22 protein-coding genes are annotated in these 25,648 nt (G+C 65.8%); 8 read left to right on the top strand and 14 right to left on the bottom strand.

What is annotated here, in order from left to right; genetic code table 11:
• Nucleotides 1–3: 3 nt before the first annotated feature.
• Complete coding sequence (locus FIU85_RS16820) at nucleotides 4–681, bottom strand: SDR family oxidoreductase (protein ID WP_152497707.1); 678 nt, start codon at nucleotides 679–681, stop codon at nucleotides 4–6.
• A 228-nt stretch (nucleotides 682–909) separates the two neighbouring features.
• Between FIU85_RS16820 and nrdR the strand changes: the two genes are divergently transcribed.
• The 3 genes from nrdR to FIU85_RS16835 are packed head-to-tail and all read left to right on the top strand — an operon-like array spanning nucleotide 910 to nucleotide 3,564.
• On the top strand, nucleotides 910–1,386 hold the full coding sequence (gene nrdR, locus FIU85_RS16825; protein WP_152493239.1) for a transcriptional regulator NrdR: 477 nt from the start codon (nucleotides 910–912) through the stop codon (nucleotides 1,384–1,386).
• Nucleotides 1,383–2,501 (top strand): bifunctional diaminohydroxyphosphoribosylaminopyrimidine deaminase/5-amino-6-(5-phosphoribosylamino)uracil reductase RibD, encoded by a 1,119-nt coding sequence (ribD, locus tag FIU85_RS16830; RefSeq protein ID WP_152497708.1) that lies wholly within the window; start codon nucleotides 1,383–1,385, stop codon nucleotides 2,499–2,501. The genes nrdR and ribD overlap by 4 nt, the downstream gene beginning before the upstream one ends.
• A 28-nt stretch (nucleotides 2,502–2,529) precedes the next feature.
• Nucleotides 2,530–3,564, top strand: coding sequence for a hypothetical protein (locus FIU85_RS16835; protein WP_152497709.1), 1,035 nt, complete (start codon nucleotides 2,530–2,532; stop codon nucleotides 3,562–3,564).
• Nucleotides 3,565–3,624: 60 nt separating this feature from the next.
• Here the strand turns inward: FIU85_RS16835 and FIU85_RS16840 are convergent, their stop codons facing one another.
• Entirely contained in the window at nucleotides 3,625–4,575 is a 951-nt protein-coding gene (locus tag FIU85_RS16840; protein ID WP_152493236.1) for a sensor histidine kinase KdpD, read from the bottom strand.
• A complete protein-coding gene (locus FIU85_RS16845; RefSeq protein WP_152493235.1) occupies nucleotides 4,572–5,264 on the bottom strand; it encodes a response regulator transcription factor in 693 nt (230 codons plus the stop codon). Before FIU85_RS16845 ends, FIU85_RS16840 begins: the two co-directional genes overlap by 4 nt.
• Nucleotides 5,265–5,645: 381 nt before the next feature.
• Here FIU85_RS16845 and deoC point away from each other — a divergent pair, with 381 nt between their 5' ends.
• The gene (gene deoC / locus FIU85_RS16850) at nucleotides 5,646–6,635 is read left to right on the top strand and encodes a deoxyribose-phosphate aldolase (RefSeq protein ID WP_152497710.1); all 990 of its coding nucleotides are present in this window, start codon (nucleotides 5,646–5,648) and stop codon (nucleotides 6,633–6,635) included.
• Nucleotides 6,636–6,646: 11 nt separating this feature from the next.
• A complete protein-coding gene (locus FIU85_RS16855; protein ID WP_152497711.1) occupies nucleotides 6,647–8,986 on the top strand; it encodes an aldehyde dehydrogenase family protein in 2,340 nt (779 codons plus the stop codon).
• A 57-nt stretch (nucleotides 8,987–9,043) separates the two neighbouring features.
• On the opposite strand, the gene FIU85_RS16860 is transcribed toward FIU85_RS16855, so the two are convergent.
• From FIU85_RS16860 to FIU85_RS16875, 4 genes are all read right to left on the bottom strand, one after another.
• Nucleotides 9,044–9,718, bottom strand: a complete 675-nt coding sequence (locus FIU85_RS16860; protein ID WP_152497712.1) for a cupin domain-containing protein — start codon at nucleotides 9,716–9,718, stop codon at nucleotides 9,044–9,046.
• Nucleotides 9,719–9,770: 52 nt separating this feature from the next.
• On the bottom strand, nucleotides 9,771–11,810 hold the full coding sequence (locus tag FIU85_RS16865; protein WP_152497713.1) for a capsular polysaccharide biosynthesis protein: 2,040 nt from the start codon (nucleotides 11,808–11,810) through the stop codon (nucleotides 9,771–9,773).
• Entirely contained in the window at nucleotides 11,810–12,958 is a 1,149-nt protein-coding gene (locus tag FIU85_RS16870) for a polysaccharide biosynthesis/export family protein (RefSeq protein WP_254701686.1), read from the bottom strand. Before FIU85_RS16870 ends, FIU85_RS16865 begins: the two co-directional genes overlap by 1 nt.
• Nucleotides 12,959–13,051: 93 nt before the next feature.
• On the bottom strand, nucleotides 13,052–14,344 hold the full coding sequence (locus FIU85_RS16875; protein WP_152497714.1) for a capsule biosynthesis protein: 1,293 nt from the start codon (nucleotides 14,342–14,344) through the stop codon (nucleotides 13,052–13,054).
• A gap of 152 nt (nucleotides 14,345–14,496) precedes the next feature.
• Between FIU85_RS16875 and FIU85_RS16880 the strand changes: the two genes are divergently transcribed.
• Nucleotides 14,497–15,084: a riboflavin synthase gene (locus FIU85_RS16880; RefSeq protein WP_152493229.1), complete on the top strand. Its 588-nt coding sequence runs from the start codon at nucleotides 14,497–14,499 to the stop codon at nucleotides 15,082–15,084.
• Between the two features lie 180 nt (nucleotides 15,085–15,264).
• Here FIU85_RS16880 and FIU85_RS16885 read toward each other — a convergent pair whose 3' ends face one another.
• The 5 genes from FIU85_RS16885 to FIU85_RS22375 all read right to left on the bottom strand — a co-directional run bounded on the left by FIU85_RS16885 (nucleotide 15,265) and on the right by FIU85_RS22375 (nucleotide 20,975).
• Nucleotides 15,265–16,026 carry a DUF3726 domain-containing protein gene (locus tag FIU85_RS16885; protein WP_172978908.1) on the bottom strand — a complete coding sequence of 254 codons (762 nt, stop codon included), beginning with the start codon at nucleotides 16,024–16,026 and terminating at the stop codon, nucleotides 15,265–15,267.
• Nucleotides 16,007–17,056 carry a hypothetical protein gene (locus FIU85_RS16890; RefSeq protein ID WP_254702930.1) on the bottom strand — a complete coding sequence of 350 codons (1,050 nt, stop codon included), beginning with the start codon at nucleotides 17,054–17,056 and terminating at the stop codon, nucleotides 16,007–16,009. The genes FIU85_RS16885 and FIU85_RS16890 overlap by 20 nt, the downstream gene beginning before the upstream one ends.
• 68 nt (nucleotides 17,057–17,124) lie before the next feature.
• The gene (locus FIU85_RS22625; RefSeq protein ID WP_368372968.1) at nucleotides 17,125–20,022 is read right to left on the bottom strand and encodes an aldehyde dehydrogenase family protein; all 2,898 of its coding nucleotides are present in this window, start codon (nucleotides 20,020–20,022) and stop codon (nucleotides 17,125–17,127) included.
• A 156-nt stretch (nucleotides 20,023–20,178) separates the two neighbouring features.
• Complete coding sequence (locus FIU85_RS22370) at nucleotides 20,179–20,682, bottom strand: LysR substrate-binding domain-containing protein (RefSeq protein WP_254702931.1); 504 nt, start codon at nucleotides 20,680–20,682, stop codon at nucleotides 20,179–20,181.
• The gene (locus FIU85_RS22375) at nucleotides 20,676–20,975 is read right to left on the bottom strand and encodes a LysR family transcriptional regulator (RefSeq protein ID WP_254703064.1); all 300 of its coding nucleotides are present in this window, start codon (nucleotides 20,973–20,975) and stop codon (nucleotides 20,676–20,678) included. The genes FIU85_RS22370 and FIU85_RS22375 overlap by 7 nt, the downstream gene beginning before the upstream one ends.
• On the opposite strand from FIU85_RS22375, the gene FIU85_RS22380 reads away from it, so the two are divergent.
• Nucleotides 20,862–21,113: a hypothetical protein gene (locus tag FIU85_RS22380; RefSeq protein WP_254703075.1), complete on the top strand. Its 252-nt coding sequence runs from the start codon at nucleotides 20,862–20,864 to the stop codon at nucleotides 21,111–21,113. The genes FIU85_RS22375 and FIU85_RS22380 overlap by 114 nt on opposite strands.
• Nucleotides 21,114–21,126: 13 nt before the next feature.
• Complete coding sequence (locus FIU85_RS16910; RefSeq protein WP_152497716.1) at nucleotides 21,127–22,788, top strand: amidohydrolase; 1,662 nt, start codon at nucleotides 21,127–21,129, stop codon at nucleotides 22,786–22,788.
• Nucleotides 22,789–22,936: 148 nt separating this feature from the next.
• Here FIU85_RS16910 and FIU85_RS16915 read toward each other — a convergent pair whose 3' ends face one another.
• Both FIU85_RS16915 and glpK read right to left on the bottom strand, forming a co-directional pair.
• Complete coding sequence (locus FIU85_RS16915) at nucleotides 22,937–24,055, bottom strand: iron-containing alcohol dehydrogenase (protein WP_216648916.1); 1,119 nt, start codon at nucleotides 24,053–24,055, stop codon at nucleotides 22,937–22,939.
• Nucleotides 24,055–25,542, bottom strand: a complete 1,488-nt coding sequence (gene glpK / locus FIU85_RS16920; RefSeq protein ID WP_152498292.1) for a glycerol kinase GlpK — start codon at nucleotides 25,540–25,542, stop codon at nucleotides 24,055–24,057. The genes FIU85_RS16915 and glpK overlap by 1 nt, the downstream gene beginning before the upstream one ends.
• Between the last annotated feature and the right edge of the window lie 106 nt (nucleotides 25,543–25,648).

Raw genomic sequence — 25,648 nt, forward strand, 5'->3', positions numbered from 1 at the left:
AACTCAGCCGGTGGGCATGATCACCATCTCGCGCACATCCGCGCGGTCGGGCTGCTGAATGGCATAGACCACGGCATCGGCGATATCCTCGGGCTTCAGCTTGTCGGGCTTGGCCTCGTCGAAGAAGGGCGTGTCGACCATGCCGGGGCAGATGACCGTGCAGCGACCGCCCCATTCACGCATCTCCTCGCTGAGATTGCCGCCAAAGCCCTGCACGAACCACTTGGACGCGCCGTAGATCGAGCCGGGCAGGTTGATCTTGCCGGCGACCGAGCCGGTCAGGATCGCGTGCCCCTTCGCTTTTTTCAGGTGCGGATAGGCGGCCTTGACGGTGTAGAGCAGCCCGTTGATGTTGAGATCGAGCATGACGCGCCACTCGTCCGGGTCACCATTTTCGACGCCGGCCGTGTCAAGGCCGCGACCGGCATTGGCGAACACCGCATTGAGGCCACCGAAATGATCGGCGGCGGCGTCGACGGCGGCTTTCAATTCCTCGAAATCGGTGACATCGCCGGGCAGCGCAAGAGCGTGATCCGTGCCAAGCTTGTCTGCGAGGGCGTCGAGTTTGTCCTTGCTGCGCGCAAAGAGCGCGACATTCCAGCCCGCGACGACGGCCTTGCGGGCGGTTTCGGCGCCGATGCCTGTCGAGGCGCCGGTGATGAAGAGGGTCCTGCGGGTCATGAAAATCCTTCTCGATCAGTGATTGAGTGTGCTCTACCGCGACAACGTATGCAGCAGCATCGCGTTCTAAAAGCTCTTTGTCGCAGCAGTATGCAAAAGAAATAACGCTTGATGTTGCGGCTGCAAATGCCCTCTACCCAAAACTTTGCGGCTGTCCTATAGTGGCTGTGGATAACTGGGCTGCAGACCCATGACCGACAGAGGCAGAGAAGAAAAGGGGACCGGCCGATGCGCTGCCCGTTTTGCGGAAATATCGACACCCAAGTGAAGGATTCACGCCCTGCAGAGGATCATGTTTCGATCCGGCGGCGGCGATTTTGCCCGGCTTGTGGCGGGCGGTTCACCACCTATGAACGTGTACAGCTGCGCGACCTTGTGGTGGTGAAGACCAACGGCCGGCGCGAGGATTTCGACCGCGACAAGCTGGAACGTTCGATCCGGATCGCGTTGCAGAAACGACCCGTCGAGCCGGAGCGGGTAGAACAGATGATTTCCGGCATCGTCCGGCGACTGGAGTCCCTGGGCGAGACCGATATTCCCTCCAAGACAGTGGGCGAGATCGTCATGGAAAGCCTGGCCCGGATCGACACGGTGGCATATGTGCGCTTTGCCAGCGTCTACAAGAACTTCCAGGCCGCGGACGATTTCGACAAGTTCGTGAGCGAGTTGCGGCCCGGCGTGGTGGAAGAGCCCGGCGAGTCGTGAGCGCGGCGGACATCCGCTATCTAAGGCTGGCACTCGGTCTCGGACGTCGCGGATTGGGGCGAACGTGGCCCAATCCGGCCGTGGGTTGCGTTGTCGTCAAGGACGGCAGAATCGTCGGGCGCGGCAATACAGGGCTTGGCGGGCGTCCCCATGCAGAGCGCGTTGCGTTGGATCAGGCGGGCACGGCGGCGCGCGGTGCAACCGCCTATGTCAGCCTGGAACCCTGCGCGCATCACGGGCGGACCCCACCCTGTGCCGACGCCATCATCGCGGCCGGGATTCAGAGGGTCGTCGTGGCCATTGGAGATCCTGACCCGCGTGTGTCCGGGCGCGGTTTCGCAGCGCTGCGCGCAGCCGGAATCAAGGTCGAGATCGGGTCTTGCGACACCGAGGCGCGCTATGACCTGGGGGGCTTTCTAAGCCGGATGACCCGGGGGCGCCCGGAAGTGACACTAAAGCTGGCCACCTCGTTCGACGGTCGCATCGCGACCGCAAGCGGCCACAGTCAATGGATCACCGGGGCAAGCGCGCGCCGATGGGTCCATTCCGCGCGGTCGCGACACGATGCTGTCATGGTCGGGGCGGGCACGGCCCGTGCGGACGATCCATCGCTCACGGTGCGGGACCTGGGTGTCGAACACCAGCCAATCCGCGTGGTCGTCTCGCGCAGGCTGGACGTGCCTTTGATGTCGACATTGGCCCGCACGGCGTCACAGGTGCCAGTCTGGATGTGCCACGGCCCGGACGCAGACGCAAATCTGATAGAGGCGTGGCGCGGACTGGGTGCCGAGATGGTGCCTTGCGGTCTGTCGGGGCGACAGTTGGACATGACGTCGGTCATGGAGGAACTGGGAAAGCGCGGCCTGACAAGGATTTTCTGCGAGGGAGGCAGTGCCTTGGCGGCATCGCTGCTGGCCGACGGTCTGGTGGACCGGATGGCCGGCATCACGGCCGGTTTTGCCATGGGAGCGGAAGGTCTGCCCGGCATCGGGGCGCTGGGCCTCGACCGGCTTGATGGTGCGCAGCGGTTCGATCTTGTCGAACAGCGGGCGCTTGGATCGGATGTTTTGCATGTCTGGATTGCAAGGTCCCCGCCCGGGGTTCTAGAGTCTTGACGACGATCCGGCAGAGGAGGGGCCGGCAATGATCAGGGGACTGTGCGGGGCAATTCTGGCAGGCTGGCTTTGCGCCGGCGCGGCCACGGCGCAGGCGGTCTTCGACGAGACCGTGGCACTTTGGCTGTCCGGCGACGATTCCGGCAGTCTGCCGAGACTTGCGGAACTGGCGCAAGAGGGGCATGCGGATGCCCGCATCTTGCTCGCCCGGATAGAAACCATGGATCGCGGACCGTCGCCCTACCGCATGGGGCTTGCACCGCAGGAGCGGCGTGCGCTGTTTCGAGACATGTCCGACAAATCGCGTTTCGGGCGTAGCTGGCTTGCAGTCGAGGCCAAGCGCGGCAACCGACTGGCCGAAATGTTCCTGCGATCGCGAAAACCCTTTCTGCAGTTACAGACGCATTTCGCCCTTTGGCAAGCTGGTGAGCGCCAGGCGACGGAGTACCCAACTCGGATTGCCGCGCTTTACGGTTCGCGGACAATGCGTGAAAAGCTTTTGGCAAGCCGAACGATCCTGCCCGAGATGCGACCCTACCTGGCCTTTCTGGCCGACATCCCCGAACCGCAAGCGGACGGAATGGCAGCGTTGCGCCACATGATCGGGCTCGGCGAGCAAGTGATCAGTGCCGACGACCCCGAGACGTTGGGCATGGCGCAATTCCTGGCGCTGGGGTTCGGCTTTGGCGACGTGTCCGCACGAAACCGATGGCGGCAGCCCGTGGAAGAATGGGTGTTGAGAGATCTGTCGACACGCCCCATTGCCGACCTTTGCCGCACCGCGTGCCCCAAGGAAACGGGCGCATGTGCGGTGACGTTGTTTGCGTTGACAGGGGGGTTTTACGGGGTGACCCGCCTTGACAGCCCTTACGAGAAAGTCATCACGCAGGAGTTGTTTCTGAACAGCCCGCGCGCCCGGATCATGACCCTGCGCCGCGCCGCGTTGGCGCGCGACGAGCCGAACCAGAAATATCTGTCGGATCGTCCAGGAATATCGCGATTATCGAGTTGTGCGGCGGTTCTGGTCTTGCGCGAACGCGCGAATTACGACGCGCTGCACTAATTCGTGTCGCCTTCGGCTGCTGCTTCAGCTTGAAGGCGAAACGCTTTGGCGCCCGGTCGATCACTCGAAGGTAATCTCGAAACACGCGCCCTTTTGTTGCGGCGCCAAGGCGATGTCGCCCTTCGCGGCGCGCAGCATCGTCTGCACGATCGCCAATCCCATGCCAGTGCCGCCTTGCGTCCGGCGGGTGGTGAAGAACGGCTCGAAAATGCGGGTCCGGTTGCCCATCGCGATGCCTGGTCCGTCGTCCTGCACGGTAAACCCCGAGGCGGTGCCCGCGACAGTCAGCCTTCGGGCGCCATGTGCCGCCGCATTCTGCGCAAGATGCGTCAAGATGGCCTGTAGTGCATGCCGGTCCAGTGGCACCTCGCGATCGTGCCGAAGCTCGACCGAAAGGCTGGTGTCCAGGACGTCAATGGCCTGTGACAATCTCGTCGGGCCGCGTCCCATCGGATCGCGGGCAGAGGCCAGGCGACGCAGCGCATCCAGAAGCACCTGCAGCTTCAACGCGGACGTACGGATCGTTTCGGTAAGCTTCGCGCGATCCTCTTGGGCCATGTCCTCTTCTAGAAGCTCGGTCGCGCCGATCAGGCTGGTCAGCGGTGATTTCAGCTCGTGCGTGACGTGGTTCGTGTAGGCCCTCAGGCCCGCCTCGCGGTCCTGAAGCGTGCTGCCCATGTCCAGAACTGCTTGCCCCAATGCCGTCAGTTCGGGCGTTCCGAAATGCTCGGGCAAGGGCGCGTCGTCGCGCCCGTCCTTCACAGCCTTGGCGTGGGCGGTCAGTGCATAGACAGGCCGCAGAACCAGGCGCCATAAGAGAAACGCCAACAGGAGCGTGACGACCACCGCCAGCGTGCCGATCAGAAGCGTTGTCTCGCCCCAGCCAAGGATAAAGCCTGCGACCTTGAAATAGCCGATCGCGATGACCGGCAGAACCAGAACGGCCGACAGGGTGCCGCCGATCACCAGCGACAGCGGCGGGCGCCATTTCTGGCGAATGCGCCGCTTCATGCCGGCTGACATGCGCCCATTCGGATGCCCACACCGTGCACCGTTTCGATCGCATTCTTGCATCCGGCATCCGCCAGCTTGGCCCGGAGGTTGCGCAGGTGACTGTCGAGCGTACGGTCGGAAACATGGATAGTCGGGCCGTAGACCGCGTCGGTGAGCTGCGCCTTGGTCGCGACATGATCGGGCCGGGCCATGAGATGCGCGAGAAGCTCCATCTCTCTCGCGGTAAGCGCGATGGCCTGCGCGCCGAAGTTGCACAGATGCCGCCCTGGATCGAGGCGCAATCCGCCGTGGCTGAGCAGTTGAGCGGCGTCGGGGACCGGGCCCGACTCCGTGCGCTTCAGGATGGCACGGATGCGGGCCACCAGTTCACGCGGCGAAAACGGCTTTGTCACGTAGTCGTCGCCGCCAAGTTCGAAGCCGAGCACGCGGTCGATTTCCTCGTCACGTGCCGTCAGGAAGAGCACGGGCGTCTGGTGCTCGGCCCTCAAACGGCGGCACAGTTCCAGACCGTCCATTTCGGGCAGGCCTATATCCAGCACGATCAAGTCGGCCTTGCCGTTTCGGGCCTTGGCCAGCCCCTCGGCACCGTCACCCGCTTCGGTGACCGCATGACCGGCTTTCTTCAGCGCGATCCGCAGCACATCGCGGATTTGCGGGTCGTCGTCGACAATCAGGATATGGCTCATTGAGGCGTCCGCAGGCGTACCGTTTCCGGCATGAAGCTAGGCGATTGATCGGGCGCGGAAAAGCCCTGTCGTGCCCCCGGTCCGTCCGAAGCCGCGCCGGACAGGGCAAGACCTGACAGGATGGCAAGGCCGAGCGCGCATAAAAGCGCGTTGCGCCGGCTTTGTCTGCGGCGACGGGGCAGGGGGTCGATCAGTAGGGCGCGAGACATATTTCTCTCCTTTTGCCTGTCCGGTTCACTCGGACAGGCTATCGGGGGAACGTGCAGCGCGTGACCGTCCAGTCGTGCAGAAAACGTGCAGGGCCCATGGCAGGCTTCAGCTTGCCATCGTTCCACGCGCGTGCGACGATTCACCCGTGAGTTTCCTGCTTTCACGGTATCCATGACGACCCGGACCGACACCGCGCCCCTGCACTTGCCGATCGCGGCGGAGCCACGCAACGAGGGCATGCCGCTTGACCTCGATCGCGTTGCCGGCGTGCGGGCCAACACCTCTGCCATCGAGCGTCGGGCATCTACGCTTTCGGGTCGGCGCTCGGTGAAGAACGACTATCAGGCGGCGTGGCTTTGCCGTGCGATCAGCTGCATTGATCTGACCACGCTGGCGGGCGACGACACGATTGGACGGGTCTCGCGCCTGTGTGCCAAAGCCCGGCAGCCGGTCCGGGAGGATCTGTTGCACGCGCTGGGCATGTCAGGGCTGACGGTCGGTGCGGTCTGTGTCTACCACGACATGATCGCGCCCGCGAAAGCGGCATTGGAGGGCAGCGGCATCCCGGTGGCGGCGGTCTCCACGGGCTTTCCGGCGGGTTTGTCGCCCTTCCACCTTCGGGTGGCAGAGATCGAGGCGAGTGTTGCCGAAGGCGCCGACGAAATCGACATCGTCATCTCGCGGCGGCACGTGCTGAACGGTGACTGGCAGGCACTCTACCAGGAAATGCGCAGCTTCAGAGCCGCGTGCGGGGCGGCCCATGTGAAGGCCATTCTGGCAACCGGAGAGCTGGGCAGTCTGCGCAACGTCGCGCGCGCGTCGCTGGTCTGCATGATGGCGGGAGCGGATTTCATCAAGACGTCTACCGGAAAGGAAAGCGTGAACGCGACGCTGCCGGTGACACTGGTGATGCTGCGCGCGATCCGGTCCTACCACGCGGCGACCGGATTTCGTGTCGGTTACAAGCCCGCGGGAGGAATTTCCAAGGCGAAGGACGCGCTGGTGTATCTCGCCATGATCAAGGAGGAACTGGGGGAACGGTGGCTGCGGCCAGACCTTTTCCGGTTCGGAGCTTCGTCCCTGTTGGGCGATATCGAGCGGCAGTTGGAGCATCACGTGACAGGCCGGTACTCGGCAGGGTGGCGGCACGGTCTTGGATGAACGATGGTACGATGAGCGTCAAAGAGATTTTCGATAGCATGGAATACGGCCCGGCGCCGGAAAGCGCCGCCGAGGCCTATGCATGGCTGGTGGATCAGGGGGATCGCTTCGGGCATTTCATCGGCGGTGATTTCACCGCGCCCGGAGAAGGGTTCGAAGCGCGCAACCCTGCCAATGGCGAGGTGCTGGCGACCCTGACGCGGGCAACTGCACAAGACGTGGACGACGCGGTGGCCGCGGCGCGCAAGGCGCAACGCAGGTGGGAAGGACTGGGTGGGCCGGGGCGAGCCAGGTACCTCTACGCGCTGGCACGGCTGGTGCAGAAGAACGCGCGGCTTTTCGCGGTGCTCGAGACCTTGGACAATGGCAAGCCGATCCGCGAAAGCCGGGACATCGACATCCCTCTCGTGCACCGGCATTTCTATCATCACGCCGGTTTGGCGCAGTTGATGGATGCAGAGCGGCCCACAATGCGCGCGCATGGGGTTTGCGGGCAAGTTATCCCGTGGAATTTCCCCTTGCTGATGCTGGCCTGGAAGGTGGCACCGGCGCTGGCGGCTGGCAATACCGTAGTTCTGAAACCGGCCGAGTGGACATCCCTGACAGCTTTGCTGTTCGCGGATATATGCAGGCAGGCGGGGCTGCCCGATGGGGTGGTCAACATCGTGACCGGGGATGGCGCGGTTGGCGAGATGGTGGTTGGTCATACCGACGTCGACAAGGTGGCGTTCACCGGGTCCACCGCCGTGGGCCGCCGCATCCGCGAGCTGACGGCCGGTCAGGGCAAGGCGCTGACGCTGGAGCTGGGCGGCAAGAGTCCTTACATCGTCTTTGACGATGCCGATCTCGACAGCGCCATCGAAGGGCTTGTCGATGCCATCTGGTTCAACGGCGGCCAGGTCTGTTGCGCGGGCTCGCGCCTGCTGGTGCAGGAGGGGATTGCGGAGGATTTCCATGCGCGGCTTCGGGAGCGTATGGGCAAGCTGCGGGTGGGCAACCCGCTCGACAAGTGCATCGACGTGGGCGCGATGGTCGACCCGGTGCAGGTCGCGCGCGTGCGGGAAATGCTGGATCGCAGCGGGGCGGGTGAACGTTTCTCGCCGGTGGTGGAAATGCCTGAGGAGGGCGCGTATTTTCCGCCGACACTGATCACCGGGCTGGCGCCGTCCGACGGCCTGATGCAGGACGAAATCTTTGGCCCGGTCCTGGTGTCGACCACGTTCAGAACACCCGATGAGGCCGTGACGCTTGCCAACAACACGCGCTTCGGTCTGGCGGCATCGGTCTGGTCCGAGAACCTGAGCCTCGCGCTGGGTGTGGCGCCCAGGCTGGAGGCCGGTGTCATTTGGGTGAACGGGGCCAACATGTTCGACGCCGCGGCGCCTTTCGGAGGTGTCCGGGAAAGCGGGTTCGGACGTGAAGGCGGCTGGGCGGGGCTGGACGCCTATCTCCGGCCTGCGGCCAAGCCGAAGACGCTCCGCCCGGAAGCGGGCTTTACGGGCAGCGGCGCGGTCGAGGGCATGGACCGGACCCCGAAGCTCTATATCGGGGGCAAGCAGGCGCGGCCCGACGGGGGATACTCCCGCGTCGTCTACGGCAAATCCGGCATGCCGCTGGGGCAGGTGCCGGTCGCAAACCGCAAGGATGTCCGCAACGCGGTGGAGGCGGCACGCGCAGCGGCGGGATGGGCGCGGACCAATGGTCATGGTCGGGCGCAGATCCTTTATTACATGGCCGAGAACCTGTCAGCACGTTCGGACGACTTTGCCAGGCTGCTGAATGCCATGACCGGCCGTCGCGGCGGCGCGGCGGAGGTCGAGGCAAGCGTCGACAGGTTGTTCACCTGGGCCGCTTGGGCCGACAAGTTCGCCGGCGAGGTCGTGAACGTGCCGATACGGGGCATGGCGTTGGCCCTGAGAGAGCCTGTCGGCGTGATAGGGGCGTTCTGCCCGGACGAGGCGCCGCTTCTGGGGGTCGTCTCGGTGCTGGGCGCTGCGATGGCTATGGGAAATCGCGCCGTACTCGTGGCCTCCGAGCCGTTCCCGATGGCCGCGATGGAATTTGTGCAGGTGCTGGAAACCTCGGATGTGCCGGCGGGCGTGGCAAATGTTCTGGTCGGGCCGGTTGCGGATCTTGCGCCGCACATGGCCGGACATGCGGATATCGAGGCGGTATGGAGTTTTGCCTCGGCCGATCTGTCCGAGGTCATCGAGCGCGAAAGCGCGGCAAATCTCAAACGAACATGGGTGACGAACGGCCACGCTCGGGATTGGTACGATCCGACCGATTGCCGGGCCTTCCTGGAGGCGGCGACCGACGTGAAAACGGTGTGGGTGCCCTACGGCGAGTGACCAAGATACCTCGCGGTGGTTGCCCGGGTCAGAAGCCTGAGGCGCGAGCCGGGCAGGCTATGTCTTGGGGCCGACGGGTGTTTCGCGCAGATGGTCCCGCTTGATCCAGACGCGCGCGCCGGTCGGGCCAACCTCCGCGCTGCTCGATGCGCCCTTTGGCAGCCGTAGCCAGCTGAGGCGCTCGAATGTCTCGTCGCCCTCGACAAAACCGCCGTCGAGCACCAGCAGCTCCAAACCATTGGGCGCGTCGAGCGACACGGTCGCGTCAGGCGCCCAGCGTTCAATGGCGACGTCCTCGCGCCCGTCAGAGAATAGCGGCGCGATCTCGACAGCGTCACGATCGGGCAGAAAGCGCATCTTGTTCGTGTCGACACGCACGTGCGTCCGGTCGGCAAGGTCGAACTGCCACAGCTTCACGAGAATGGTGCAGCCCGGCTCGGATCCCGGAGTGTGCGATGAGTCCGGCGGGTTCCGGATATAGCTGCCTTCGGGAAAATCGCCGTGTTCGTCAGAGAAGACGCCCTCCAGAACCAGAAACTCCTCGCCGCCGGTATGGATATGGGGCGAGAACGCGCTGCCCGGGGCATAGCGGACAATAGAGGTGGCGCGGGCCACTTCGTCGCCGATGCGGTCGAGAATACGGCGATCGACGCCGGGCATGGGGGACGCCACCCAGTCTTCGCTTGCGGCGTGCACCACGGCGCGCTGGGTGAAATCGCTGTTCCGGTCCATGCGGCGTTACCTCTGTTGTGTCGGTCTCAATATGGGACGCCGGTGCGAAATGTCACCGCCAGAGCCCAGCGTAAGAGGCAAAGACGCCTTGCAGCTTGAAGAGCAGTCGGTTGGCCGGACCGGGATGGGGGATATCGCCCGCGGCCAGGCGATCCAGGACGACCTCGACAGGGCAGGGTTGCCCGGTGACAGGGTCGAAATAGCGCGGGTAGTCGATGAGCGCCGCATGCACAAGGCCGTTCAGCGTGGGCCGCGCGGCGCGGCGGGCGGGGACCTGCCCAAGATCCTTGGTCAGGCCCCAACCGGCGTAAAAGGGTGCGCCGGTGGTCGTGACGGGCACGTTTCGCAACAGGGCCTCGAATCCCAGAAGCGACGTCATCGTGAAAACCCGTTGGACCTGCGTCAGCAGCCCCGCGGGGTCGGTGTGCGGCAGGACGACTGCACCCAGCCTTTCCAGTTCGGCTTGCGGAACTGTTCCGTCGCGAAGACCGCTCTCGACGTCGGGATGCGGCTTGTAGAGCAGGATCGCGTCGGGATAGGCGGCATGCGCGGCCTCCAGCAGGGCGAGGTTGGTGGTGACCTGGTGAGCGCCGGTGCGGATCGATGCATCGTCCTCGACCTGGCCTGGAACGAGCACGCGTTGTCCCTTGGGCAGGTCCGGAACGGACAGCCCGAGATTGTACTTGCTCAGCCCCAGGGCAACGAGGTGATTGATCAGCCGTTCTGCGCGCAGGTCCTGATCGGGGCGCAAGGTGCTGCGCCGGGCGATCCAGCGCTCAAGCCGGCTTTCGCGCGTGGGATCATAGTAGATCCCGAGATCGTCGCAGACGAGCGACAGCGGAGGCACCAGTTCCGCACCGAGGCCGCGCGAGCGCAGGAAGCCGTCCTCGACCCGAACGACTGGCGCATCGGCAGGTGCCTTGCCGGCCCAGCACATATGCCTTCGCCCGGTTGCGGCGGCGACCTTCGCGGCGCGGGCGGGATCATCCTTGAAGATCATGCGTTTTTCCGCGCCGAAGATCTGCTGGAGCGGCTTGCGTTTCCACAGGCGCATCCCCGAGGCGACCCAGCCGGCGTGGTCCTGCCGCCACGCATTGGTGCGGGCCTCGAGAATGGAAATCGCGTCTTCCAGCTCGCAAAGGCGATCGCGATGCGGATCGTACCACGCGGGATAGAGCAGCATTGCCGCGGCAAAGAGCTGAGCGCGGGAAAGATTGCGCCCACGCCGGGGCAGGGCATGTGGATGCCGGTCCTCGGTCAGGCCCCAACCGGCATAGAATGGCTGGCCGAAAACGTGGGGTTTGTGTCCGGCAAAGATCGCCTCGAACCCAAGTTGCGAGGTCACCGCGTAGACCGCTACTGCGCCTTCCATCAAGGCCCACGGGCTGACCGCGCTGGAAAAGAGCGTCACGCGGTCGCTGGTATCGCCCGGTCCGAAATAGCCTTCGCGATGACCCTGAGCCGTCTCGGGATGGGTCTTGATCAGCACCGGGCAGCCGGGATTGTCCGCCTTTGCATGATAGAGCATTTCGCGAAACGTGTTGGCGTCGGCGCCGCCATGGGTCACCGACGCGTCGCCACGGGTCTGGTCGAGCACCAGCACATAGCCCGGATCGGGACAGGGCGCCGCAGGATCGAAGGCGGTGTACTTGCTCAGGTGCGCCTCGGCCATGCGGGCGATGCAGCCACGGGCACGGTCCATCAGGGCGGTGTCGTCAAGCGGATGCGTGGCGAGAAGTGTTTCCAGATCCGAGGGCGCGCTGCTGTCGAAATGCACGCCCGTGCGGTCGATCAGAAGGCCCAGCGGCGGCTCGCCCGCGCGGCCGGGGTGCAGGGATCGCAGAAAGGCATCCTCGACGCGGACCAGCCCGGCGCCCGTCCGGGCCGCCATGGCCTCGCCCCGCGCGGCGTAGGGGGACCGGCCCCAGACCGCGATAAGGTCTTCGGGGCCCGGCTTGCCCAGGTTCAGGGGAAGGCCGGCGAGGTCGAGAATACGTCGAATACGTTTCTGACGCAGAAAGCCGGCGTTGAAATAGAAAACCCGCCGGGCGTCGTCGCTCCCGGCGGGTTCCGAAGGGGTTTGTTCGATCATCAGTTTCCGCTGAGGGTATCACTTGCGGTCGAGATGGATCCGACCGCGCCAAGCGTGCCGGTGAGCGCGCCGATGACCTTGCTCCACTGGGTGAAGGGTGCTTCGGTCACGTAGAGCGTGTCGTCGTCGCGGATGGCGAAGTCGCGCGCCATGAACATGCCGTTGGGCTGGGTGAGGTCCAGTACGTAGACCAGCCGTTGTGCGCCGATAAGATCGTTGCGTCCGAGCACCTGGTTGGCGATTTCCGCCGGTTCGTTGCGCAGAACGAAAACGCCGGTGGGGTCGGCCGCGTTGGCCTGAAGGCCGCCGACCTGGGCGATGGCCTCGATCGCCGAGATGGTGGGCGACGGGAAAGGCACGCGGGCCTGGCCGCCGGTGGCGCCGAGCGCGGTGAAGGCGCGGGTGTCTTCCTCGACCAGCACGCGGTCGCCGCCGCGCAGGGCGATGTCGAACCCGGGGTGGCGGAAGAGATCCTGGAACCAGACCTTGGACCGCATGTTGCCGCGGATCACCGTCACCTGCGCGATCTCGGGTTCGATGGTGACGCCGCCTGCGGCGGCAAGCATGGTCGACAGCGTGCGGGTCGGACGTTCGATCGGATAGACGCCCTGGGCGCCAACGGCGCCAACCAGGGACACGGTCGCGCCGTCGCCGGCAAGGCGCCGCACCTCGACCTGCGGGTCGGGGGTCTGCTCGTCGAGCTTGGATGTGATGATGCGCCGGATTGCCTCGGGCGTGTTGCCGGCGGCGCGGATGCGGCCCGCGTAGGGCACGAAGATAAAGCCGGCACCGTCGACCTGAACCTCTTCCAGCAGGGTCTGGTTCGCGCCTTCTCCGGCCAGAAGACCATCGTCGACGTTTTCCCAGATCGTCAGGCCAAGCGTGTCGCCGGGACGGATCGTGTCGGAGCCGACAAGGCCCGCGTTCTTGAAGGCCTCGGTGAAGCCGAGCGCCGGTTGCACGGCGGTTGCCCGGGTGACGCGATCGTTAACCGACACCACGAAGGCGTCGCCGGAGCGTTGTACCGAACCGGAGTAGATCTGACGCTTGCTGGGCCCGGAGCGGGGAAGAAAGGTACACGACGCGACCATGCTCACAACAAGCAATATCGCGACGGACTTCGCCCATCGTTTGGATTGGATTTTCACTGCCCGGTCTCCTCGACCTGTTTTTTTGCCTCGGTTTTTTCAGGGACCCTAGCGTGAAGCGGTCAGAAAATCCAGTGCCTTACAGACAGACCTTCAGGTGACGGCCTGCAACTGTTGCCTTGGTGCCGCGGTGCCCGTCACCAAGGCATCGTAGGGATCGTCCGGGCTGAGCATCATGTCCACGGCCTGCCGCAGAAGCTGGCGGCGGCCGTTGGCAGAGTAAAAGCCTCCTGCGACCTGGCTGGTTTCCAGCAGGTAACGGCGATAGTCGCCATAAGCCTTTCGGTCCGGGCGTTCGGCCCCGGCGAAGAAATCGCGCAAGGGCTTGGTCGAGACGAATTCGGGCTTGGCATAGACCGCTTCGCCGAAGGTCTTGAGCGGAATTCCGCGCCAGAGCACCTGTTGCGCGGCGGTGGAATTGACGGTGACGGCGCTGCGGGCCTCGTTTAGCAGGCGCGCCAGTTTGCCGCCGCGCACGTAATGCACCCGGTCGAATATGCCGTGCTCGCGCGCCAGACGGCGCAGGGTGGCGCGAATGGGCGTGCGGCCATCCTCGAGCGGATGGGCCTTGACCACGAGATGGTGGTGTTTGGGCGCGCCCATGGCGAAATTCTCGGTCACCGTTTCGAGGAATTCGGTCATCGTGTCGAAGGGCGAGTGTTTCTGGAACGAGGAGTCATGTTCCAGTTGCAGCAAGGCCAGGTGATAGGGAAAACCGCCGTGGCGGATGCGCCATGTGGCAAGGCGGCGGTCGATGGCCTGAAAGGGCATCAGGACCAAACGCTTGAGGTACAAGTCAAATTCCTGGCGCACGGTCAGGGCGCGGTGGGGGCGAAAGTTGCGGTACTTGCGATTGAACAGCAGCACGCAGCCGTGATAGGCGGCCCCGTAGAAGATGTGCTGGCGCATGTCGCCCCACGACGCGGGGGGCAGGGCGGTGTCCATGTCGGAGTTCTCCAGCGCCTTGCGCATGTCGTCCACGCCCATCTCCATCAGGCGCGAATGGCCGTTGGAGCCGCCACGCTCATAGGTGATCCAATAGGGGCGCAGATAGCCTTCTTCGAAGACATGGATGGTCAGGCCCGCCTGCCGGGCCTCCTCGACCGCCTGGGCATGGATCATGCGGGTATCGCCGTAAAGCACGAGGTCGGTGACGTCCCTGTCGCGGACCAGCGCCCGGAAGAAGCCGCGCCATTCGTCGGCAGTGCCGGAAAAGGGAATGTAACTGTGGCGGTCGCGCCAGAAGGCCGCGTCGCCGGCGTTGAAGCCCACGCGCCAGACCTCGGCCCCGGCGCGGCGCAGCATCTGCCCGAGTTTGGAAAAGAAAGGGCCGTGGGGACCTTGCAAAAACAAGAAGACCCGGTTGTCGCCGGTTGCTGAACTCATACCCTTCTGCCTCTGTCACGCATGACTGCGTTTAATATTTTCGACCTTAATATACCAGTATTTAGACGAAATTAAGGCCCGGGACGTTGGGCCGGTTCTTGCCTTGGGCGGGCAGTCCCGGTAACCCGGACCAGGACCACAGGGAGACTGCCATGTTCACCGGGATCATCACGGATATGGGCGAGATACGCGGGCTGGAAAAGCGCGGCGATCTGCGGGCGCGGATCGGCACCGGCTATGACATGTCGGGCGTCGACATGGGGGCCTCGATCGCGTGCGACGGCGTGTGCCTGACGGTGGTGGACAAGGGGCCGGACTGGTTCGACGTGGACGTGTCCGCCGAGACGCTGTCGAAGACCAACCTCGACACGTGGAGCGAGGGCAGAAAAGTCAATCTGGAGAGGTCCTTACGCGTCGGAGATGAACTGGGCGGACATATCGTTTCGGGCCATGTGGATGGGCTGGCCGAGGTCGTTGGCGTCGACGACGAAGGCGACAGCACGCGGGTGAAACTGCGGGCGCCCGAGGCGCTGGCCAGGTTCATCGCGCCCAAGGGATCGGTGGCGCTGAACGGCACCTCGCTGACGGTGAACGAGGTCGAGGGCGCGGTCTTTGGCATCAACTTCATCCCGCATACCAAGCAGGTTACCACATGGGGCCGGGTGGCGGTGGGCGATCGGGTGAACCTCGAGATCGACACGCTGGCGCGTTATGTGGCGCGGCTCGCCGAGGCGGGCTGACGCGCAAAAGGTTAACGGCCTGGGTATTGCAATTCCGGCGTCGGTATTGCGTCGGTGTTTTTAGCGGTATCGCGTCAGTGCCGTGGTCGCGGGCTGCGGATGAACGCACCGTTCGGGCGTGCAGGCTTTTCTAAACAACTCTGCCCGGGCGCGCGCCGATGCGCAGGACGTGGCTTGCGATCATGCTGTCCACTTGGGTGTCGAGGTTGCGGCCTGAGAAAATTCTGCGAATTTTCTGGCGCGGATGGCCAAGCGGAGTGCCCCTGAAAATTCGCAGAATTTTCTGGCGGTCAGTCGTTGTCGCTGAGGCCCGCACCGGCGCCGGTCAGGCGGCTGGCCTCGGTTTCGGAGGGCGTAAGTGCGCTGGGCGAACGCGTCGAGGATCGTGACCGCCTGCGGCATCGGGGCGGCGCGGTAGAGCCGGGTGAGGACGGTGCCGTGACGGGTGTTCGTCGTGGAAAGATATACCGTTGGAGTTGCGGCACAATCGAGGTCGGCGCCCGGGTCATCGAGACGGGTTTTGCCGTCCGCCCGCGTGATCGTGCAGCCTTGCCATCCCAGGGAGAGAGGCGCGCCGGTGCGGTCGGCGGCCCAGACCATGTAGGGGACCAAAAGGAGCGGCCAGGCGAAGGGGCCCATGGTCACGGTGCGGCCCGCGGCCCAGTCGGCGGCGAGGTCGCAGAGCGTGGCGCCGGTGACGATGGGGCAGAGCAGGCCGCCCGAGGCGCTCCACGTCTCGCCCAGGGCCTGCGGGCCAAGCGTGGCGGCGGGGGCGCTGTCGTTTCGGGTCAGCACATCGGCCAGGGCCAGCGCGCCGGGCCAGCCTGCCGCGCAGGTCCAGCGGGCGGCGCGGCAGGCTTCCTCGGCCAGGCCCCAGGGGAAGCCCGCGCCGCGGCTGGCCTTGCGGGCCAGCGCCTCGATCTCATTCAGCGACCACGTCATTATGCGCCCCCTGGCAGCGGTGGCAGGGTCCAGTCGTCGCCCATTTCCGCCAGTTCGTGGGGAAAGGGGCATGCTGGAACATGTTGATCCTGAGCCAGCGGTCCGAGCGGGGATCGAAATGGCAGGCGCCGAAGAAGCTGAGCTTGAGCCGCAGTATGTCCACGGGCAGCATGTCGGCGCTGAGCGTGTTGTCGCGGATCTCGGCATAGGGCAGGCGGGCGGCGATCTGGGCGCGGCGGGCGATGTGGCGATGCTGGGGGTGGTTCACCAGGAACGGCGCCATGCCGAGGCCGGTGGAATTGCCGATGCCGAAGCGGCGGCGCACGGCCGGATCGAGCGGCACGGCCGTGCCGGGGTTGCGGGCGCGGGCCATATGCTCGACCAGGTCCATGACGAAGCAGCGGGTGAGGTACACGGACAGCATCTCGACCTGGAAGGGGGCGGCGCATTCGGGGCGGTGGCGGGTCTGTTCGCGGTCCGCCGCGCCGAAGTTGCCCAAGCCGTAGACCGCGGTGGTACGCATGAGGTAGCCGACGGCGCGGACTTGTTCTTCGTCCGGTTGGTGGCCTGCGCTGAGGGCGTCGACCACGTGATCCCAGAGGCGTACCGAGCGGTTGGCGCAAGAGAGCGACAGCTCGCGGTCTGAGATGCGGCCGGATTCTTGCAACGGCACGTTGTCGCGCAGGCGGGCGATGTCGGCGTCGGTCGGGGTGCCGTCGAAGAGGGTAAATGTGGCGTCCCATGCGGTGGCGATGACGCGGTCCGAGCGTTGGTCGGCCGGCAGGTCATGGGCGAAGGCGACGAGGGAATAGGCGTGCTCGGGGCCCTGGGCGGTGTAGACGGCGTGGCCGACGCCGCCCGCGTCGATTTCGAACGTGGTCTGGGTGATGGTCCAGTCGTCTCGCACGAGGCGGCGCAGAAGCTGGCGCATGAAGGAAAGCCGGGTCTGGTGCGCGGCGCCGAGACGGGCCAGCGTCATGACCGTGTTGGGGTCACGGGGTGGGACCCTTTGCTGTGCCACTTGTTCCATGCCGGTTCCTTTCCTGCCCATGATAGGGGCATCGGGGCGATCCGTCCAAGGACCGCCCCACGATTGTGTCAGTTCGCCTCGCGTCCCTTGGTGAGCGTGATGCGCAGCGCGTCCCAGAGCGAGGGCAGCAGCACCAGCGACACCGGCACGGCGGTGACGACGATGAAGCTTTGGAGTTTCGAGATGCCGCCCGAGCCGGTGTAGATCAGGATCAGCGCCATCACGCCCATGGCGATGCCCCAGAAGATGCGGACCGGCAGCGAGGGGATATCCTCGTTCGACTTGGCGACCGAGATCACGTAGGTCATCGAGTCGCCCGTGGTGGCCACGAAGACGGTCGTCAGGATCAGGAAGAGGACCGAGACGATGAAGCCCGCGAGCAGAGACTGGGTGATCGCCAGCAGGGCGGCGGGGAGGTTGAAGCCCTCGAACGCGCTGGAGATGGCGCCCTGGTTGTTGAGCTCGGCACTGATGCCGGTACCGCCGACGATGGTGAACCAGAAGCAGGTCACGATGGGGGCCACGATCGACAGCATGATGACGATCGAGCGGATCGAGCGGTCGCGGCTGATGCGGGCGATGAACATGGCCATGAGCGGGCCGTAGCCCAGGAACCAGCCCCAGAAGAAGACGGTCCACCAGCCGAGCCAGCCCGGGTCGCCGAAGATGGCGGCGTCACCGCGATAAAGCGCCATGCCGAAGAAATCGGAAATGTAGGTGGTCATGCCGCTGAAGAAGCTTTGGAAGATGAAGCCGGTGAGGCCTGCCACGAGGATGAAGAGCAAGAGGAGGGCGGCGGGGATCACGTTGAAGCGGCTGAGGATCTGGATGCCCTTGGACAGGCCGGTGGCCGCCGAGAGCGTGTAGATCACGACGAGGCCGAGGATGACGGCGGCTTGCGTGCCGAACGTGTCGGGAAGGCCGAAAATCGCGTTGAGGCCGTAGCTGACTTGCAGGCCAAGAAAGCCGATTGGGCCGACGGTGTCCGCGACCACGGCGATGATGAAGGAGGCGTCGGCGATGAGGCCCTTGATGGCAGCAACGCCGAAGAGCGGGTAGAGCAGGGTGCGCGGGGCCATGAGCAGGCCTTTTTCATAGTGGTAGTGCATCAGCATCACCGTGGTCAGCGCGCCCAGGATGGCCCAGGCGAGGAAACCCCAGTGCATGAAGCTTTGCGCCAGTGCGGGCGCGACGACCTCTGCCGTGGCGCTTTCGGCGCCGAAATAGGGGGGTGTCGACAGGAAATGCGCCATGGGTTCGCCCGCCGCCCAGAAGACGCCGCCGCCTGCAAGAAGCGTGCACATGATCATGGCGCCCCACTGGAAGGCGGGGAATTCGGGTGTGCCGAGCTTGCCCATCAGGGCCTTGCTGCCGGGCAGGATCAGGACGAGGCCGATCAGGAACGTGGCCAGCAGCAGGAGTTGCCAATAGAGGCCGAAATACTTGGCCGAGACCGCGAAGCTGGTGTCGACCATGCTGGAGAGCAGGTCGAGGTCATAGAGGGCGACGAGGCAGAAAAGCGCGATGAAGCCGCCGGTGATGGCGAAGAGTGGTTTGTTGATGTGGTGCAGGTGCTTTTCGGCGGCCCGCGTCTGGGTGGTGTCGGTCATGGGTGTCTCCCTGTGGACTGTCCCTGGAGTGGCGTTTCGCGCCCTCAGGGGTCCGGTTTTTGGTGTTCCGGGGTGAAGTCTTCGTCGAAGAAGCGTAGCCAGTTGTCGCCCATGAGGCCGGCGATCTCGGCTTGGTCGAAGCCGACCGTTGACCACGTGGAGCGCTTCGTCATAGCTGCCGACCTTGATGACCGAGGTGAGCGGGGCGAACATTTCCTCGCGATTGATGGCCATGTCGTTTGTGGTGTCGAGGAACACGCCGGGGGACATGTAATGGCCGTCATGGTCGAGCGCGAGGCGGGTGCCGCCGCAGGCGAGTTCGGCGCCCTCGGCCTGGCCTTTTTCGACATAGGCAGTGTTCTCGTTGAGCTGGCTCTCGGACACGACGGGGCCCATTTGCGTGCCCTCGGCCAGCGCGTGGCCGACTTTCATGGTCTTGGCGCCGGCGACGAGTTTGTCGACGAAGGCGTCGTGGATACGGGCATGGACGACGAGGCGCGACGAGGCGGTGCATTTCTGCCTGGTGCCGCCGAAGGCGCCTCCCAGGGCCGGGGTGACGGCGAGGTCGAGATCGGCGCCGTCCATCACGGCAAGCGCGTTCTTGGATCCCATTTCCATTTGCAGGCGGGTGAAGTTCTGCACGGCGGAGGCGGCGATGTGGCGGCCCACCGGGACCGAGCCGGTAAATGAGATGGCGTCGATGTCGGGGCTGTCGACAAGGCGATGGCCAACCTCGCCGCCGGGGCCCATGACAAGCTGGAAGAGGCCCGCGGGAATGTCCTGTTTGGCGATGATCTCGGTGAGCGCCACGGCGGAGGCGGGCGTGAGGTTGGCCGGTTTCCAGATGACGGCGTTGCCATAGGCGAGCGTCGGGGCGATTTTCCACGACGCGGTGGCGGTGGGAAAGTTCCAGCGGGAGATGACGGCGACGGTGCCGACGGGGTCGCGACGCATGTCGACCTCGACGCCGGGACGGACAGAGTCGGCGTTTTCGCCCAGTTGGCGAAGGAGTTCGTGGGCATGGTAGGTGAAAGACTGCCCGGCGCGGTAGACCTCGCCCTTGCCCTCGGCGAAGGGTTTGCCCTCTTCGCGGGAAAGCAGCGTGCCCAGCTCCTCGGCGCGGGCCATGAGCTCGGTGCCGATCGCCATGAGCACGGCCTGGCGGCGTTCCAGCCCGTAGGTGGCCCATACGGCCTGCGCGGTGCGGGCGGCGGCGATGGCCTCGTCCAGTTGCGCGGCGCTGGCCTGGGTGAATTGGCCCACGAGATCGGTGAGGTCCGACGGGTTGCGGTTCTCGATGGAGGACGGCCCTTCGGCCCATTGGCCCGCGATGTAGTTCAGCTTGAGGTCGGTCATTGCGCATCCCTGGAAAGTGATTGGCGGAGTCTTGCCAATGCAGCGTTTCTAGGCAGACGCAAAGTTCTGTAGGAAATTTCAGTAAATCTGCAATTTTGGGTTAGTGGGTCAAGGGGATCTCCTGCGCCCGGATGGTGCGGGCGAGGGCGGCGGGGGTCATCCCTGACTCTGTCGGCGTGAACATCCAAACCTCGCGCCGGATCGAGGCATCGACGAGCGGCAGGAAGGTGATGTCTGCGCCCGCGTCCTGCACGGTGAGTTCGGGCAGGAGCGTGAGCCCATGCCGGCGCGCACGAGGCTGAGCAGGGCGGCGGTGCCAGAGACGTTGAGCGTGGCACGGTCGAGGATGGGGCGGAAATCGGGATCGCTGATATAGTGGCATAGGCCGTTGGCGATGAAGGGAATATCCACGAGGTCGGCCCAGGTGAGGGCCTCCCAGTCGGCGGCGAGGGGATGATCCGAGGGGCAGACCACGCCGAAGCGGTCGGAAAAGAGCAATGCGCGCTCGAACCCGGCATGGGGGCCGAGGGACGCGAGCGCGATATCGGCGCGGCCCGCGGCGAGGTCATGGGCGATGGTGGCGCTGTCGGTGTCGCGCATGTTGATGCGCACCTTGGGGTGGCCTTTGGCGAAACGGTGCAGGATGGCGGGCATCAGCATCTGCGCCACCGAGGGCGTGACCGCGAGGCGGACATGGCCGGCCTCGGCGCGGGACAGCCCCTCGATGGCGGCGATTGTGCTGTCGAAATGGGCCAGCTCGCGGCCCGCCTCGACGCGGATGAGCTCGCTGGGCGGGTGAGGCGGGACTTGCGCCCGGCTTCGAAGAGGGGCGCGCCGATGTGATCCTCGAACTGGCGGAGCATCATGGAAACGGCGGAGGGCGTGCGACCCAGGGCCTCGGCGGCGTCGGCGAGGTTGCCGCGCTCGGCCACGGTGAGAAAGCAGCGGAGCATGCCGATCTTGATGGCCATCGGCTTCAGCTTTCGTTGAATGGGCGGGCGGCATTGCGGCTTTGCTCAAGAAAGCGCAGGACGGGCGTGCTGCCCAGCTTGACGGCGCGGGCGGCTGCGGCTTCCATGCGCGAAATATGACGAGGAGGCAGGCATGGCACCGGATATCGTGATTCTGAACGGAAAGGTCCTGACTATGGACCCCGACCGGCCAAGGACGGAGGCCGTGGCGGTGGCGTCGGGGCGGATCGTGGCGGTGGGCACGAGCGCCGAGATCGGGGCCATGGCAGGGCCGGACACGAAGCAGGTCGATGCCGGCGGCGCGACGGTGCTGCCGGGGTTCATCGACAGCCACGTGCATCTGTTCGCCGGGTCGGTGGAGATGGGATACCTGGACCTGTACGGCGTCCAAGGCGAGGAGGCGGTGGCCGCGGCGGTGCGGGCCTATGCCGACGACTGTCCCGACGACCGGGTCGTCTTTGCGGTGCAGGCGGCCTACGAGCTGATGGGGCCGGGGCGCGAGACGACGTGGCAGGACCTAGACCGGGTGCTGCCGGACCGGCCGCTGGCGCTTTATGCCGGCGATCATCACACGATCTGGGCCAATACCGCCGCGCTGGAGCTTGCCGGGATCCTGCATGGCGGGCCGGTCGAGGCGGGGGCGGAGATCGTCATGGCAGAGGACGGGACGGCGACGGGCAAGCTGCTGGAGCCGTCGGCCTATGCCCCCGTCCTGAGCCTGACGCGCAATGGCGGGCGCGACATGGCGGGGCTGGTGACCGGGGCCGATCCGGTGCCCACGCCGGGCCCGGAAGAGCGGGCCAAGGACAAGGCGGCGCTGATCGCCGGGCTGAAGCATTGCGCCAGCCACGGGATCACCGGGCTGCACAACATGGACGGCAATTTCTACCAGATGGAATTGCTGGCCGAGCTGGAGGCCGAGGGCGAGCTGATCTGCCGCGTGGAAGTGCCGTTTCACATGAAAAGCCACGATCCGATCGACCGGCTGGAGGAGGCCGAGGAGATGCGGGCACGCTATGCCAGCGACCACCTGTGGTGCAACCGGGTGAAGATGTTCATGGACGGGGTGATGGAAAGCCGCACGGGGTTGATGCTGGAGAATTATCCGGACGTCGACAGCAACGGCGACGCGGTGTTCACGCCGGAGCAATTCAATGCGGCCTGCGTGGCGTCGGATGCGCGGGGGTTCCAGATTTCCACCCATGCGATCGGGGACCTGGCGGTGCGGCGGACGCTGGATGGCTATGCGGCGGCGCGGGAGGCCAATGGCGTGCGGGACGCGCGGCACCGGATGGAGCATATCGAGATCATTCATCCCGATGACCTGCCGCGGCTGGGAGAGCTGGACGTGGTCGCCTCGGTCCAGCCGGGGCACGCGGCCTTCGGGCATTTCTTTCCGCCGCATGGCATCCGCGAGGTGCTGCGGCCGGACCAGTGGCCTTATGCCTATGCCTGGCGGGCGCAGCGGGAGCACGCGGCGCGGATGGTGTTTTCCACCGACTGGCCGGTGATGCCGGTGGACGTGATGCCCAACGTAAGGGCGGCGGTGGATCCGATGGACCTGGGCGAGGGGTGGCCGGACCAGTCGCAAGGTCTGCTGGAAACGCTGGAGAGTTACACGGCGGGCAATGCCTGGGTCGAGTTTGCCGAGGATCGCAAGGGGCGGCTGGCGGAAGGGTTCATGGCGGATATCGCGGTGATGTCGCATGACCTGGAAGGCATGGAGCCGTCCGAGTTGGGGTCGGCGCGGGCGGTGCTGACGCTCTGTGGCGGGCGGGTGACCTGGGAGGCGTGAGGCGGTGCCTTTGGCTTGCGTCGGGTTTTGAGTGTTCTCGGCAAGAAAAAGCCGGGCGGTACGCTCTGACGTGGTGCGCGATGAACCCGGGACATGGCTTGCCCGTGAAACGCCGCGCGACACTTGATCGTGGCCCGCGTCTTCGTCCTTAGCTGGCAGCGAGGATGCGTTGCAGCAGCTCGGTCGGAAGTTTGACCGGGTTGGCGGCCATGGAGCTGGAGGATTGCGCCTCTGCCGCGATGGCGGCGTGGTCGGCGGGGGCGATGCCCATCTGCGCGAGGGTCGGCAGGCCGTGACGGCGCGACCAGGCGGCGATGTCGGGGGTGCCGAGCGCCTCGGACGCGCTGACGCGGATTTCGGCGATGCGGCGGGCGTGCAGGCTCTCGCGTGGCAAGGCCGCGAGGTTGGCGGCGAGCGTGGCGGGCAGGAGCGCGCCGCAGACTGCGCCATGGGGGGCCGTGGGGACGCGACCGCCGATGACTCCGGCCAGGCCGTGGACGGCACCGAGGCCGGCATTTGCGAGGGCCAGCCCGCCGGTGAGGCTGACGAAGGCCATGTCGTCGCGGGCGTCCGCGTTTTCGCCTTCCATGAGTTTGCGCAGGGCGCGCAAGCCGCGCGGTATGGCGGCGCGGCAGAGCGCGTCGGTGTGCGGGTTGGCGCGCGACGAGACGTAGGGTTCGATCACCTGGGTGATGGCGTCGAGGCCCGAGGCGAGGGTGACGGGTTTGGGCGTGCCGTCGGTCAGCGCGGGGTCGACGAGGGCGATGTCGGCGAGCATGGCCGGGTCGCGGAGCGAGACCTTGCGGGCATGGTCGGGCACGCCGATGACGGCGTTTTTCGTGGCCTCGGCGCCGGTGCCGGCGGTGGTGGGGATGGCCATGAAGGGGGCGGGTCGTGCGCTGAGCGGCTGACTACGGCCCACGACTTCGAGGTGGTCCAGAGGCGTGGTGGTGGCCTTGAGAAGCCCTGCGACGGCCTTGCCGAGGTCGATGGCCGCGCCGCCGCCGATGGCGACCACGTGGGTGGCGCCCGCGTGTCGGGCGGTGTCGAGCGCGGTTTCCAGCAGGGCGAGATCGGGTTCGCGGGGGCAGGCGAAGGCGGTGGTTTGCAGGCCGGGCGAGTCGAGCAACGCCTGCGCGTGGCGCGGAGTGGCACCGTGGACGACGAACGCGTGGGGGCCGAGGCTGGCGGCGAGGTCCGGGGCCTTGGCGAACTCGCCACGACCAAAGAGGATGCGGGCGGGGGCCGTCAGGCCGAAGGGGGCGATCATACCGACATCGTCGCTTCGACGGCGCGTTTCCAAGCGGCGTATTTCTCGTCACGGGTGGTGGCGTCCATCGCGGGCTCGAACCGCTGGTCGAGCGCCCAGCCCTCGGCGAAGCCGGCCTGATCTGGATAGATCCCGGCCTGCATCCCGGCGAGCCAGGCGGCGCCGAGCGCGGTGGTCTCCAGCACCTTGGGCCGGTCCACGGGCGCGCCGATGATGTCGGCGAGGAACTGCATCGCCCAGGCGGAGGCGGACATGCCGCCATCGACGCGCAGGACCTGTTTGGCCTCGTCCGAGGACCAGTCGGCGGTCATCGCCTCCAAGAGGTCGCGGGTCTGGAAGCCGACGCTTTCCAGCGCGGCGCGGGCGAGTTCGGCGGGGCCGGAATTGCGGGTGAGGCCGTAGATCGCGCCACGGCAGTCGGGCTGCCAGTAGGGCGCGCCGAGGCCGGTGAAGGCGGGCACCAGGATGACGTTCTGATGGGCGTCGGCGCGGTCGGCGAGGGTTTGGGTCTCGCCTGCCTCGCGGATGATCTTGAGGCCGTCGCGGAGCCACTGGACCACCGCGCCGGCGATGAAGATCGAGCCTTCGAGCGCGTAGGTGGGCTTGCCGTCAAGCTGGTAGGCGATGGTGGTCAGCAGGCGGTTTTGCGAGCGCACGGGCTCGTCGCCGGTGTTGAGCAGGGCAAAGCAGCCGGTGCCATAGGTGGATTTCATCATGCCGGGGGCAAAGCAGGCCTGCCCGACCGTGGCCGCTTGCTGGTCGCCGGCGACGCCGAGAATCGGGATCTCGCGCCCGAAGAGGTCGGTGCGGGTGGTGCCGTAGTCGGCGGCACAGTCGCGGACCTCAGGGAGCATGTTGATGGGCACGTTGAGAAGGTCACAGATGGTCTGGCTCCACCGGCCCTTGCGGATGTCGTAAAGGAGCGTGCGGGCGGCGTTGGTGGCGTCGGTGGCGTGGGTCTTGCCGCCGGTGAGCTTCCAGATGAGGTAGCAGTCGACGGTGCCGAAGAGGAGGTCTCCGTTTTCGGCCTTTGTCCGGGCGCCGTCGACATTGTCGAGGATCCAGGCGAGTTTCGTGCCCGAGAAGTAGGGGTCGAGCAGGAGGCCGGTGCGGTCGGTGATCATCTCTTCGTGCCCGGCCTCGCGCAGGGCGCGGCAGGTCCGGGCGGTGCGCCGGTCCTGCCAGACGATGGCGCGGTGGACGGGTTTGCCGGTAGTGCGGTCCCAGACGATGGTCGTCTCGCGCTGGTTGGTGATGCCGATGGCGGCGATGTCGGAAGGGGTCAGCCCCGCGCGTTCGATGGCGGCGCGGCAGGTACCGGCGGTCGTGGCCCAGATATCGTCCACGTCATGTTCGACCCAGCCGGATTGGGGGAAGTGCTGGGTGAATTCCTCTTGCGCGGTGGCGACGGGGGTGAGGCTTTCGTTGAAGAGGATGGCGCGGGAGGAGGTGGTGCCCTGGTCGATGGCGAGGATGTGGGTCATTTCGGGGCCTTGCCTGAACTGCGTTGTGTGAGTGTCCAAGGGGAGAGGTCCCGGGTCAAGCCCGGGACGGGGATGGAAAGAGGGCGGGGAAACCCCCGCCCTACGA

This window comes from Roseovarius sp. THAF8 (assembly GCF_009363735.1).
Taxonomy (GTDB): Bacteria; Pseudomonadota; Alphaproteobacteria; order Rhodobacterales; family Rhodobacteraceae; genus Roseovarius.

Coding starts and splice junctions, on each gene's coding strand:
- FIU85_RS22375 (WP_254703064.1), bottom strand. CDS start 20,975: ATGCTCCGCTGCTTTCTCACCGTGGCCGAGCGCGGCAACCTCGCCGAC.
- FIU85_RS16855 (WP_152497711.1), top strand. CDS start 6,647: ATGAGCGTCAAAGAGATTTTCGATAGCATGGAATACGGCCCGGCGCCG.
- glpK (WP_152498292.1), bottom strand. CDS start 25,542: ATGACCCACATCCTCGCCATCGACCAGGGCACCACCTCCTCCCGCGCC.
- FIU85_RS16875 (WP_152497714.1), bottom strand. CDS start 14,344: ATGAGTTCAGCAACCGGCGACAACCGGGTCTTCTTGTTTTTGCAAGGT.
- FIU85_RS16890 (WP_254702930.1), bottom strand. CDS start 17,056: ATGGAACAAGTGGCACAGCAAAGGGTCCCACCCCGTGACCCCAACACG.
- FIU85_RS16840 (WP_152493236.1), bottom strand. CDS start 4,575: ATGAAGCGGCGCATTCGCCAGAAATGGCGCCCGCCGCTGTCGCTGGTG.
- FIU85_RS16860 (WP_152497712.1), bottom strand. CDS start 9,718: ATGGACCGGAACAGCGATTTCACCCAGCGCGCCGTGGTGCACGCCGCA.
- FIU85_RS16835 (WP_152497709.1), top strand. CDS start 2,530: ATGATCAGGGGACTGTGCGGGGCAATTCTGGCAGGCTGGCTTTGCGCC.
- FIU85_RS16845 (WP_152493235.1), bottom strand. CDS start 5,264: ATGAGCCATATCCTGATTGTCGACGACGACCCGCAAATCCGCGATGTG.
- FIU85_RS16865 (WP_152497713.1), bottom strand. CDS start 11,810: ATGATCGAACAAACCCCTTCGGAACCCGCCGGGAGCGACGACGCCCGG.
- FIU85_RS22625 (WP_368372968.1), bottom strand. CDS start 20,022: ATGACCGACCTCAAGCTGAACTACATCGCGGGCCAATGGGCCGAAGGG.
- FIU85_RS16885 (WP_172978908.1), bottom strand. CDS start 16,026: ATGACGTGGTCGCTGAATGAGATCGAGGCGCTGGCCCGCAAGGCCAGC.
- nrdR (WP_152493239.1), top strand. CDS start 910: ATGCGCTGCCCGTTTTGCGGAAATATCGACACCCAAGTGAAGGATTCA.
- FIU85_RS16820 (WP_152497707.1), bottom strand. CDS start 681: ATGACCCGCAGGACCCTCTTCATCACCGGCGCCTCGACAGGCATCGGC.
- FIU85_RS16880 (WP_152493229.1), top strand. CDS start 14,497: ATGTTCACCGGGATCATCACGGATATGGGCGAGATACGCGGGCTGGAA.
- deoC (WP_152497710.1), top strand. CDS start 5,646: ATGACGACCCGGACCGACACCGCGCCCCTGCACTTGCCGATCGCGGCG.
- FIU85_RS22370 (WP_254702931.1), bottom strand. CDS start 20,682: ATGCTGATGCCCGCCATCCTGCACCGTTTCGCCAAAGGCCACCCCAAG.
- FIU85_RS16910 (WP_152497716.1), top strand. CDS start 21,127: ATGGCACCGGATATCGTGATTCTGAACGGAAAGGTCCTGACTATGGAC.